Consider the following 11,752-nt stretch of genomic DNA (forward strand, 5'->3'; position numbering starts at 1 on the left):
CCGCGCACCATGTTCCACTCCTGTACTCCCATCTATCGGTACCTTCAGGTATCGGCCCCGGGTCGTGGCGGCTGTACAGGTCCATGACATAGTCCTTTCCTCGACCCGTGGGCTCGGCCCAGAAGATATCATGCAAGATCTGGACCATCGTGCCCCCCACACGTCCCTTTGCCTCCTGAACCGGATCGTCCCCCTCGGCATCGGCAAGCGTCTGATCCCCCAGTCCCTCGTAGATCTGAACCAGGGCCTCGAAGGCGCCCGGTGCCTGCTTACCGTAGGACGAAAAACGGGAGTCCTTGGCCGCCGCCGCCAGCACCGAAATCGCCTTCCCTCGGACCTCCTCCGGGGCGCTGAAGTCGAGTACGGTCTCCTTCAAGTCCCGTATCAGTCCGTCGAGCACGCTCCCCGGCAGATCCCGGTGAACCTGCCGGATGGTCACCCTCCCCCACCAGCATCTCCAGTTGCGGATCCGGCGCAAGCCGGAGCAACGCGAACGCCTCCTCGACGGTCGCTTCCCGCCACCCTCCGCTCTCGTCCATGAGCATCCCCATGGATCCGGTAGGAGGATGCTGATGCTGCCGGTCCCGAATCGGCAGGACCTCGGGGTCCTGAGCGGAGAGCGGTCCCAGGGCGAGCGTCAGCGCCGCCAGAACCGATACCGGGATCGTCGTCGTTCTCGTCGATGTCGTCTTGTTCATTTTAGGAGCACCCCCAGGTACCATTGTGGTTTGCGGCGGTCTGAGAGCTGAACGTCCACGGCCCGGAGTCCGCCCAGTAATTCCACACCTTGACGCCGCTGGTCTCGTTCTTCATGTCGGTTTCTTCAGCATCCGCTAATTTTTCGGTAACCTCGTCCTTCCACAGCTCGGCAACATTTTCCTGAATCTTGCTCCACCCTTCTGCTCCCCGGGCTGTAAGGCCTTCCATCCGGTCAAGCCAGTCTGGTGTCATCAGCGAGTTCAGACAGATGTTCAAGCTCTGCTCGTGGCGTCTCTCATGGGCTAGAACCTGGACCCAGTAGTACATCCTCCAAGGTCCGGTGCCCAGACCTAAGACAGGCGGTGTGAATTTTGATTCGTACGAACCCCACCGATAGGCGTCCCTCTCGTTGTACCCAACCATCGCATGATTTGTCGGACGTGACCAATTGAAGGAAGTACGGGGAGTCACCGTGACCGTTACCTCAGCCATCGTTTCTCGCTGGACCAAGTCGTGATCCACCCAACCGGAAATAGTGACGGTTTTTACGGCCGTGCCCTGCCATTCCGTCATACCCCATTTCCTCTCAAGTAGTTGTTCTCCTTCCATCCATCCATATTCGAGGCTGTCCAAGGGAATTTCAGTGCCGTCAACCACCATCGGTGAGCCCTTCACGGTACATCTTACCGTCTTACCCCTCTCCACCGTGCTCGGACTGCATGAAATCTTGAAAGTCCCTCGATCGTCCTCATCGTCCTCCTCCTCTCCCTCCTCTCCATCATCGTCATCGTCTCCACCACCACCACCGCCCCCCTACGCCCTCCTCACCTTCCTCCTCCTCTTCCTCATCGTCATCGCCACCACCACCACCGCCGTCATCGTCGTCGTCCTCGTCAAGCACGCACATGCCCTCCTCGTTCAAGGTCTCCCAGGAAGCGCAGTTGCATTCGCCGGTATCTTCGTCGTAGGTGCCACCGATGTAATCACATAGAGTCGACAACGAGAGGCGATCCGCAGGCTAGCCCAGCATCTCCAGAAGCTCCGCGATCGTCGTCGCGCCTCGATCCCTGGCGTACCAGCGCCGCAGGACCTTATAGCGGTCGTCGTACGACATGGCCTGCGCCTCGGCCGAGAGCGCCCATCGTTGCAGCTCTCCCGGTCTGGGGCCCCACCAGCCGATCTCGCTCCAGTCGGAGTCGTAGCCGATCACCACGGGAATCGAACGGCTCCGTCCGCCGGTGAGATGGCGGTCCATGATGTCGGGGTTTTCGTCGCGAGCGAGCACGCGCAGGTCCCAGCCAAGGGCCTCCGCGAAACCGGCGATCACGGGCAGGGTGTTGGCCGCGTCTCCGCACCAGTCCTCGGAGAGCGCCAGAAGGCGGGGTACGGGTCGGATGGCGGCGGCTGCCTCGATCTGCTCCTCCTGAAGCCGAACTCTCGAACGGATCCCTGTCCAGAGCTCGCGATGCTCCTCGACCAGCTCCAGGTACTCCTTGAATGTGGGCGCCCCGGCGAAGCGTCCGGGGTCGATGGCTGCGTAACCGGTCATTGGGTGATGTTCTCGACTGTTCGTTTTCCGTCCCTCCTGTAGCCGACGCGCAGTGTTCGCCTCACATCCTTCCAGGCCTTGCGGTCGGGCGCGATGAGATGCCTCACCAGCACGCCGAGGGCGCGAAGGTGATGAGATTGACTGACGACCGCGGAGAGCGAGGTGAACGCTTCCGTGAAATGGAGGTCGTCCGACGTGTCGTGGCGGAGCTGGAGGGACAGCGCGGCCGCGCCTCGACGGAGCTTCCGCCACCGTTCGCGGGTCTTCGGGTTGAGCCTGACGAGGTCGACGAACGAGCCGGAGCGAGGCTCCGCCGCTTCGCCTTCGAAATCCGCCAGACTCCTGAGCCCGACCCGCCGCAGGTGTGCTGCCGCGAGCCCCGCCAGCGGTCTCGCGTCGTCCGAGCCGCCGGCCTCGAGGTAGTGTCGCCAGAGATCGGCGTAGAGCTGCCTCCGGATCGAAGGCCAGTGGCGTTCCGGGTGGAGAGGATGCCAAGGCATGGCCTCCGCAAGCGCAGCCGCCAGGGCGGTGTCCGGGGCTTGCGCCAGGAGAGGCAGAGCGGCCGGCAGGGCGTGCTTGCCGAGCCGGAAGTGGAGAGAGAGATCGACCTCGTCGGCTCCTTCGACGAGGTCGACGAGGCGGGCCGCCTGCAAACGGACGGCATCGGCGTCGAGTATGCCCCAGCACGCTGCGGTGTCGAGACACGATAGCAGCTCCTCCACGCTCAGGGACGGTTCCTTGCGCTCCATGAGCAGGTAGAGCGAGGAGACGAGAGCGGTTCGTCCACGCTTCCGCTCGTTCGACGTCGGGCTGCGGACGCTCAGGGTCGCCTTCCACGAGAATCGGTCACGCGCCCACTTTCCCCGGTAGGAGCGCATCCCGCTGAAGGAGTACTCGCCGAGTCCGCCGCTTCGGTCCGTGCGAGACACTTCCCTGACCCGGGTGAGCTCCGTGCCTCCGAAATCGAAGGGGCCGATCGAGAGCGACGCCCCCCAGGAGCGTTCCACCCGAAAGCTCTTCTGATCGAGAAAACGGCGCACCGTTGCGAGGCGATGTTCGGCCGCCTCTTCCAGTTTGCCTCGGACGAGCGCCGAATGGAGTTCCTCGAACGCGGTCCACTCGGAATTCGTCGACGGATCGGCAGTCGGAGGCGACTCGGAATCGGCGTCCGCAGGCGTCGTCAGTGCGGCTTCGAAGACGACCTCCTCCGATTCGATCCGGCTGTATTCGAACTCCAAAGCCGCCGCCACTCTGGTGTTCGCCGCCGCGGCCAGGAGCTTCCGGGCGCGTTCGGTCAGGGCGTCGAGCCGTTCTTCGACGGTGCGCAGGAGTCGGGCGACATCGAGATCGGTTTCGATACCGAATCTTCCGAGAATGCCTTTGAGGAGGGCTCGTTCGATCTCGTTGAGCGAGCCGGCCTTGCCTGCGGAGATCAAGGTGCGCAGCCAGGAGGGGGAGGCGCCAAGCAGGCCTTCGACGAGGTTTTCGGTGGCTTCGTCGAGTCCCTCGTCCTCGATCAGGGAGGCGGTGATTCTGGGCGAGACCCGCGCCCGAGTCTTCTCGCCGGCCGACCTGCGCACGATGCCTCGGAGGGCGGATTCGCTATCGGGCCGGACGAAGACGAGCTCGAAGGCGTCTTCGATCCGGGCGCTGAAGCTGGCATGCAGCGAGAGCCGGGAGCGGACGCCGAGGGGTGACGCGAGCTCGTCGTCGCTCTCCGTGGCGTCGTCCGGGTCGCTGTCCTCGCCGCTGGTGGTCCCGTCCCGGTCCGCAGGCTCGTCCGCCTCGGAATCGAGCTTGGAGAGCAGGGTGGCGAGACGTCCGATCTCGGCCGTCAGGATGTCGCTCCATCGGATGACGAGCTTGGCGCTCAGCTCCCGGCCGTGGTTCATGGACACGGCTTCGCCCGGGCCGAGCGCGAGCACGTCCGCCGCACGGGCGGCGAACCTCGGTCCGGCAAAGACGACGGCCATGGCCGCCTCAGGCTCGGGAGGCTCGTCGAAGCGCCGATACTCGGTCAGCTCGAGCACCCGCTGCGCGCCCGAGCTTCCCGAAACCGCTCCGTCCGGCTCGACCGCCAGCCCGCCCGAAAGAGCGAGCGACGAGGAGACCTTCACCCAGGCGTGCTCCGGCGCATACGGGATCACCGGCGTTCGGGCGAACTCGTCCTTCATCTTGCCGGATCGCTCCTCCGGCAGTCCCAGCATCGAATCGCTTTCCTTGCCGTCCTTGAGGGACTCCGGCGAATCGAAGAACTTGAAGGCGGTGGCCGCCGTTCCCTTGCCGACCAGAGAGAGGGCCTCGCCCAGGCCGGGCAGGCTGCGCTCGATCTCCTGCGCAAGCTCGACTCCTCCGGCCCGCTCCTCGTCGCCGGACCGGCGTTCGCCTTCCTCCTCGGAGCCGGTCATCGGCCGACCGTCGCTCTCGCGGCGCTCTCGGCCTTGGCCGCCTTCTTGGCCTTCCGGCGCCGGTTCGGGTCGAGCTGGCGTTTGCGGAGCCGGATCTCGTCGGGCGTGACCTCGATGAGTTCGTCGTCGGCAATGAATTCCAGGGCCAGTTCGAGCGTCATACGGCGAGGAGTCTCGAGCCGCAGGGCCTCGTCCGCAGCCGTGGTGCGCATGTTGGTGAGCTTCTTCTGACGGCTCACGTTCACGTCCATGTCGCCGGAGCGCGAGCACTCGCCGACGATCATGCCGCCGTAGCACTCGATTCCCGGATCCACGAAGAGCTCCCCCCGTTCCTGCAGCCCGAAGAGCGCGAAGGCCACCGCCTTGCCCTGCCGATCCGCGACCAGCGCGCCACGACTGCGGCCTCGCACCGGTCCCGCCCACTCGTCCCACGAATGGAAACGATGGTGGAGCGTTCCTTCACCCTTGGTGTCGGTGAGGAAATCGGTCCGGTATCCGAAGAGGCCGCGCGCGGGGACCCGAAACTCCAACCGAGTGACCCTGGAGTCTCCTACGGGCCTCATCGAGGTCATCTTGCCCCGCCGGCGACCGAGCTTCTCGATGACCGTGCCGGTCGCCTCGTTCGGAACCTCCGCCACCACCTCCTCGAACGGCTCCAGCGTCTGCCCGTTCTCCCCGGTCCGGGTCACGACCCGCGGTCTGGACACCATGAATTCGTAGCCCTCGCGTCTCATGGTCTCCATAAGCACGGTAAGGTGCAGCTCCCCGCGTCCGCTGACGGAGAAGGTGCCGGTGCGTTCGGTCGGAGCCACCCGCAGAGCCACGTTGCGTTCGAGCTCCCGGTCAAGCCTCTCGGAGAGCTGCCGGGTGGTCACGTACTTGCCCGATCGCCCCGCGAACGGAGAGTCGTTGACCGAAAAGTCCACCGTGATGGTCGGCTCCTCGACAGTGATGCCCGAGAGTCGGTCCGGGCTTGCCGGATCGGCGATGGTGTCGCCGATCTCGACCCTCGCGAGGCCCGCCAGCGCTACGATGTCGCCGGCTCGGACCTCGTCGACCGGAAGGCGTTCGAGTCCGCTGAATGTGAAGAGGCCGCCTGCGCGCGCGTTCTCGACGACCTCGCTTCCGATGCGTGCGACCGGGTCGCCCACCGCGAGCCGTCCCCGCTCCACCCGCCCTATGGCGATGCGGCCCAGGTAAGAGGAGTGATCCAGAGTGGAGACCAGCATTTGGAACGGACCGTCGGCGCTCACCTGCGGAGCGGGCACGTGTTCGAGGACCGCGTCGAAAAGAGGCGCGAGATCGGTGCCCGGCTCGTCCGCCGTGTCGGACGCCCATCCGTCGCGCCCGACCGCGTAGAGGAAGGGGGCGTCGAGCTGCTCGTCCGTGGCGTCGAGATCGATGAGCAGTTCGAGAACCTCGTCCTGGACCTCCTCGGGCCGGGCGTCGCCGCGATCCACCTTGTTGATGACGATCAACGGAGCCAGCCCGAGGTCGAGCGCCTTCCGGGTCACGAACCGGGTCTGCGGCATTGGTCCCTCTGCGGCGTCGACCAGAAGCAGGACCCCGTCGACCATGCGCAGGATACGCTCCACTTCTCCACCGAAATCGGCGTGCCCGGGGGTGTCGACGATGTTGAGCTTCACCCCCCGCCACTCCACCGAAGTGTTCTTGGAGAGGATGGTGATGCCCCGTTCTCGCTCGAGCGGGTTCGAGTCCATGATCCTCTCGGCGACCTCCTGGCCGCGGCGAAAGACCCCGGACTGCCTGAACATCTGGTCGACGAGGGTGGTCTTGCCGTGATCGACGTGCGCGATGATCGCGACGTTGCGCAGTTCCACGGGGCTAGCGGTCCGCCGGCTGCCGGGAAGAACGAAGCTGTGGCGACACGTCCATCCCTAACCGAACGTGAATTTGAGTGCGAAGAGCCCGGCCACGATCCACATTCCCGCGCTCACCTCCCGAGCCCGGCCCGAACTCAGCTTGATGAGGACGTAGGCGATGAAGCCGAACCCAAGTCCGGTCGAAACCGAGTAGGTGAACGGCATGGCCAGAACCGTGACCATGGCCGGGACCGCTTCGGTGAGGTCCCGCCAATCGATCCGCGCGAGGGACCTCATCATGACGCAAGCCACGAAGAAGATGGCCGGAGCGGTGGCGAAATTCGGTATGGCCTCGGCGATCGGCGCGATGAAGAGAGCGAGCAGGAAGAGGCAGGCGACCGTCACCGCGGTGAGCCCGGTCCTGCCGCCGACCCTCACTCCCGCCGCGCTCTCGACGTAGCTGGTGACGGTCGAGGTGCCCATGCACGCACCTACGACGGTCGCAGCCCCGTCGGCGACGAGAGCTCGACCCATGCGGGGCGTCTGTCCGGCCTCGTCGGTGAGACCGGCCTCCTGCATGACCGCGACGAGCGTGGGTGTGGTGTCGAAGACGTCGATCATGAAGAAGGTGCCCACGACCGCGATGAGCCCGAGTTCGAGCGCACCGACCACGTCGAAGGCGAGGAAGCTCGATTCCACCGAGGGGGGCAGCGACACCAGCGAGCCTTCGGGGCCGTCCGCGATTCCCGACACCCAGGCGACGACGGTGACCCCGATTATCCCGATCAGGATGGCTCCGGTCACCTTGCGGTTGTCGAGAGTGGTGACGAGCACGAGTCCGACCGCTGCCAGGATCACTGGCCAGGATGTGAGATCGCCCACGCCCAGCAGGGTGGCGGGGTCGTCCACGCTCACGCCCGCCTGCTGCATGGCGATCAGGGCCAGGAAGGCTCCGATTCCCGCCGCCATGGCCGTCTTCTGCGAGGGCGGGATGGTGCGCACGATGGCCTTCCGGATCGGGAGCGCCGAGATGATCACCATCAGGACGCCCGACACGAAGACCGCGCCCAGCGCAACCTGCCACGAGTAGCCCATGCCGCCCACCACCGAGTAAGCGAAGTAGGCGTTGATTCCCATCCCCGGCGCCAGCGCCACGGGGTAGTTGGCATGGAGCCCCATGACGGCCGAGCCCACGGCGCCCGCCACGCACGTCGCCACCATCGCCGCGCCGAAATCGATCCCGGCATCTTCGAGGATTCTCGCATTCACCACCACTATATAGCTCAGGGTGAGGAATGTGGTCAGGCCCGCGAGGAGCTCGGTACGAACGGTCGAGCCCCGGGCCTGGACCTGAAAGAACCGCTCGAGCATGGGTGGCCTGCTGAATTGAATGGGTGGGCCTTCGACAGAGGGCCGCTGCGAGCTTCAACCCGATGGCATATAATAACGCCATGAAGAAAATCGACGGACACAGCCCGGTTTTCGGCGGGGGAGCGGGTGTCCAGAAAGCAGCCTTCCTCGGCATCGGAGCCGTGCTCGCGATGCTCGTCACAGGCCTCGGGCTCAGTTGCGCGCCTGCTCCGAACGGCGCCCAGGTGCTCATCGCCGGCGGTCGCCTCCTGGACGGTTCCGGAAATCCGTGGCTCCGCGCCGACGTGCTCATCGAGGGAGATCGCATCGCGGCCGTAGGCAGAGGGATCGACGCACCCGGTGCGGAGGTGATCGACGCGACCGGACTCTACGTCGCGCCCGGTTTCATCGACACCCATTCGCACGCCGGACCCGGGCTCGCCAGGGAGGAACTATCGCACGGCGAACCGCTTCTTGCCATGGGCGTTACCACGATCTTCGCGAACCCCGACGGCGGCGGTCCCATCGAGATCGCCGAGCAGCGAACCGAGCTCCTGGCGGACGGCCTCGGGGTCAACGTCGCCCAGTTCATCGGCCACGGTTCCACGCGTGGACACGTGCTGGGTTCGGAGGACCGAGCCGCCACCGACGCCGAGCTCGACGAGATGCGGCGGATCGTGCGCGACGCGATGACGGAAGGAGCCTGGGGTCTCTCCTCGGGAACCTTCTACGTTCCGGGCAGCTACGCGCCCCCCGAGGAGATCGAGGAGCTGGCCAAGGAGGTCGCGCCCTTCGGCGGCGCCTACCAAAGCCACATTCGCGACGAGGCCTCTTACTCGGTCGGCCTCCTGGCGGCGGTCGAGGAGGTGATAAACGTCGGTCGGGTCGCGGACGTTCCGGCAGTGCTCACGCACGTCAAGGCTCTGGGACCCACCGTCTGGGGTTTCGGCGACAGCATCGTCGCCCGGGTCGCGACGGCGAGGGCCGAAGGCGTCGCGGTTTTCGCGGACCAGTATCCGTATGCGGCCTCCGCCACGAGCCTGAGTGCCGCGCTACTGCCGCGTTGGTCGCAGGCAGGCGGTCGCGATTCCCTTCTGGCTCGAATGGATCGTCCGGAAGACATGGCCCGCATCCGCGAGGGCATGGTGGCGGGCCTGGCGCGCAGGGGCGGAGCGGAGCGGATACGGCTCCGACGCTACGTTCCCGACGAGAGCGTCGAGGGCAGGCTGCTTTCGGAGCTCGCCGAGGAGCGCGGCATCGACCGGCTCGACCTCGCCTCCGATCTCATCCGAGGCGGGAGCGTGAGCATCGTTTCGCATAACATGAACGAGAACGACATCGCCGTGCTGATGGCGCAGCCCTGGACGATAACCGCATCCGACGGTGGACTCGTTCCGCTGAACCAGGGCGTGCCACATCCCCGCTCGTACGGCGCCTTCTCGCGGCGGATCGCCCGCTATGCGATCGAGCAGGGGATTGACGGCCTCGCGAGCGCCGTGCGCAGCGCGACCTCCCTGCCTGCCTCGGTCTACGGAATGGAGGGTCGCGGCCGGCTCCAGGTCGGCATGGCGGCGGACATCGTGGTCTTCGACCTGGAAGCGATGGACGATCCGGCCACATACACCGAGCCTCACCAGTACTCCCAGGGCATGGTACACGTCTTCGTGAACGGAACGGCGGCCATGCGCGACGGCGAGTTCACGGGCGCCCTCGCCGGGCGCGTGCTCAGGAAGGGCGGGAGGTAGCCCGACCCAGCTCCGGCTCAGAGGTAGGTCAGGAAGCCGTGCGGGTCGTCGTTATCTCCGCGCACCGTCTCGATGAAGCGCTCCTGGATGGCTAGCGTGACAGGTCCGGCCTTGCCCTCGCCCACCGGAATGCGATCCACGCTCCGGATCGGCGTCACCTCGGCCGCGGTCCCGGTGAAGAAAAGCTCGTCGGCCATGTAGAGCGATTCCCGGGGAACGTCCTGCTCCCGAACCTCGAACCCAAGGTCGAGCGCAAGCCGGATGACCGAAAGCCGGGTGATGCCGTGGAGAGAAGTGCCGTCCAGGAAGGGGGTGAGAACTCTGCCGTCGCGCACGAGGAAGAGATTCATGCCGCTCCCCTCGCTCACGAGTCCGCCCGGTCCGACCGCGATAGCGTCGTCGTAGCCGTTGGCCGTCGACTCGAGCTTCATGAGCTGGGCGTTGGTGTAGTGGCCGCCGGCCTTCGAGGCGGTGGGATAGGTGTTGGGGTGCGCTCGCCACCATGACGACACGCACACGTCCACGCCCCGGCTCAGCGCCTCTTCGCCCAGGTAGGCGCCCCAAGGCCACGCCGCGATGTAGGTGTCGATCGGGGAGGCGTGGGGGTCGATGCCCGCCGCACCGTAGCCGCGCAGAATCATCGGGCGGACGTAGCACTCGACGAGGTCGTTCTTGCGCACGGTCTCGAGGATCGCGGTGCGCACGTCGTTCGGCGAGAGCTCCGGAGGCGTCATCCGATAGACCTTCGCGGAATCGAAGAGTCTGCGCACGTGCTCGTCGAGCCGGAAAAGCGCCGGGCCGCGCTCGGTTTCGTAGGCGCGGATCCCCTCGAAGACCGAGGTTCCGAACTGCACGGCCGTCGAGAGCAAGTGGAGGTTGGCCTCCTCCCAGCGTACGAACTCGCCGTCACGCCAGATCCAATCGGCCTCGTTGAACCCTACCGTTCCCATCAGAAAATCCCCTTTGTCCAGCCGCCGTCGACCGCGACGGACTGGCCGGTAACGTAGGAAGCGGCTTCGGAGCAGAGGAAGGCCGCCACGCTTGCGATTTCCTCCGGCTCGCCCAGACGTCCCATCGGAGTCTCCAACTCCCATCTCCGGAAGGCGTCCGCTTCGGAAATGTCCTCCCGCGCCGCGATCGCCCGTGCCAGATAGCCGAGCCTTTCGGTACGTGTGAACCCGGGCAGGACGTTGTTCACGGTCACGTTGAACGAAGCCGCCTCGTTGGCAACGGTCTTGGCGAAGCCGGTGACTCCGGCGCGGATGGCGTTCGAGAGGATGAGCCCAGCCACCGGCTGCTTCACCGAGACCGAGGTGATGTTGACGATGCGCCCCCAGCGCTGATCCTTCATCGCCGGGAGGGCGGCGCGCACCAGCCCGACGACGCTCTCCAGGTTCTGGGCGATCGCCTGGGACCAAGTCGCGGCGTCGTGATTCTCGAAGGGCCCCGAAGGGGGTCCGCCGGTGTTGGTGACCAGTATGTCCACCCCGCCCAGAAGCTCACGGGCCGCCGCCACCGCCCTTTCCGGTCCCCCGGGCACGCTCAGGTCGGCCTCGACGCACTCTATGCGGGCTTCGTCGCTCGCCTGCCTGCGTATCTCGGCCCTGGCCGCCTCGAGCCGTTCGAGCGAGCGCGAGTTGATGGCGGTGCGAACCCCCTCCGCGGTCAACGCGCCGGCGATGGCCTTGCCGAGTCCCGAGCTGGCTCCGCACACCAGGGCGCGGCGGCCTGAAATTCCCAGCACCACGGCTTCTAGTCCTCCTCGTGAAAGTAGGCGTCGGTCCCGTCGAGCCAGTCCTGGCGCGGCGGAGAGAAGACATCCACGTCGAGAGTGTCCTGCAGGGCCACCGCCTTGTGGGGCACGTGAGAGGGCAGGAAGAGAACCTCGCCCGCCGAGACCACGCGTTCCTCGATGTCGTCGCCCTCTCCGATCCAGAAGTGAAGGGCTCCTTCGACGACCCAGGTGAGCTGCTCGTTGTCGTGCGAGTGGGTCGGAACCACGGCACCCTTCTTCAGATATACCTGCGCGAGCATCATGCGCTCGCCCGTGAAGAGACGTCGGGTGATGCCCTCCTTGACGTTCTCGAGAGGTATGTCGTCCCACTTGGTGTGGCTGATGGCGTATGCCGGCATAGCGGTGATCGGGGTTCGCTCCCGGCCTCGGGCCCGGCGATCCGG

Annotated in this window: 11 protein-coding genes; 1 reads left to right on the plus strand and 10 read right to left on the minus strand. The window is 66.0% G+C overall.

Translation table 11 applies throughout. The features are described 5' to 3' along the window. From J4G12_07445 to J4G12_07475, 7 genes are all read right to left on the minus strand, one after another. On the minus strand, positions 1-439 hold a 439-nt coding region (locus tag J4G12_07445; GenBank protein MCE2455644.1), incomplete at its 3' end, for a hypothetical protein. Positions 440-699: 260 nt separating this feature from the next. Then, positions 700-1,404: a hypothetical protein gene (locus J4G12_07450; GenBank protein ID MCE2455645.1), complete on the minus strand. Its 705-nt coding sequence runs from the start codon at positions 1,402-1,404 to the stop codon at positions 700-702. A 79-nt stretch (positions 1,405-1,483) separates the two neighbouring features. Then, a complete protein-coding gene (locus tag J4G12_07455) occupies positions 1,484-1,699 on the minus strand; it encodes a hypothetical protein (protein ID MCE2455646.1) in 216 nt (71 codons plus the stop codon). An 18-nt stretch (positions 1,700-1,717) separates the two neighbouring features. After that, positions 1,718-2,248: a thioredoxin family protein gene (locus J4G12_07460; protein ID MCE2455647.1), complete on the minus strand. Its 531-nt coding sequence runs from the start codon at positions 2,246-2,248 to the stop codon at positions 1,718-1,720. Beyond that, on the minus strand, positions 2,245-4,656 hold the full coding sequence (locus J4G12_07465; GenBank protein ID MCE2455648.1) for a hypothetical protein: 2,412 nt from the start codon (positions 4,654-4,656) through the stop codon (positions 2,245-2,247). Before J4G12_07465 ends, J4G12_07460 begins: the two co-directional genes overlap by 4 nt. After that, positions 4,653-6,497: a translational GTPase TypA gene (gene typA / locus J4G12_07470; protein ID MCE2455649.1), complete on the minus strand. Its 1,845-nt coding sequence runs from the start codon at positions 6,495-6,497 to the stop codon at positions 4,653-4,655. Before typA ends, J4G12_07465 begins: the two co-directional genes overlap by 4 nt. 57 nt (positions 6,498-6,554) lie before the next feature. Then, positions 6,555-7,850 (minus strand): NCS2 family permease, encoded by a 1,296-nt coding sequence (locus tag J4G12_07475; GenBank protein ID MCE2455650.1) that lies wholly within the window; start codon positions 7,848-7,850, stop codon positions 6,555-6,557. Between the two features lie 62 nt (positions 7,851-7,912). Here J4G12_07475 and J4G12_07480 point away from each other — a divergent pair, with 62 nt between their 5' ends. Then, a complete protein-coding gene (locus tag J4G12_07480; protein MCE2455651.1) occupies positions 7,913-9,574 on the plus strand; it encodes an amidohydrolase family protein in 1,662 nt (553 codons plus the stop codon). Between the two features lie 17 nt (positions 9,575-9,591). On the opposite strand, the gene J4G12_07485 is transcribed toward J4G12_07480, so the two are convergent. The 3 genes from J4G12_07485 to J4G12_07495 are packed head-to-tail and all read right to left on the minus strand — an operon-like array spanning position 9,592 to position 11,707. Then, complete coding sequence (locus tag J4G12_07485; protein MCE2455652.1) at positions 9,592-10,524, minus strand: branched-chain amino acid transaminase; 933 nt, start codon at positions 10,522-10,524, stop codon at positions 9,592-9,594. Further along, complete coding sequence (locus J4G12_07490; protein ID MCE2455653.1) at positions 10,524-11,321, minus strand: SDR family oxidoreductase; 798 nt, start codon at positions 11,319-11,321, stop codon at positions 10,524-10,526. The genes J4G12_07485 and J4G12_07490 overlap by 1 nt, the downstream gene beginning before the upstream one ends. 5 nt (positions 11,322-11,326) lie before the next feature. Further along, complete coding sequence (locus J4G12_07495; GenBank protein ID MCE2455654.1) at positions 11,327-11,707, minus strand: cupin domain-containing protein; 381 nt, start codon at positions 11,705-11,707, stop codon at positions 11,327-11,329. Between the last annotated feature and the right edge of the window lie 45 nt (positions 11,708-11,752).

This window comes from Gemmatimonadota bacterium (assembly GCA_021295815.1).
Classification (GTDB): Bacteria; Gemmatimonadota; Gemmatimonadetes; order Longimicrobiales; family Gaopeijiaceae; genus JAGWBQ01.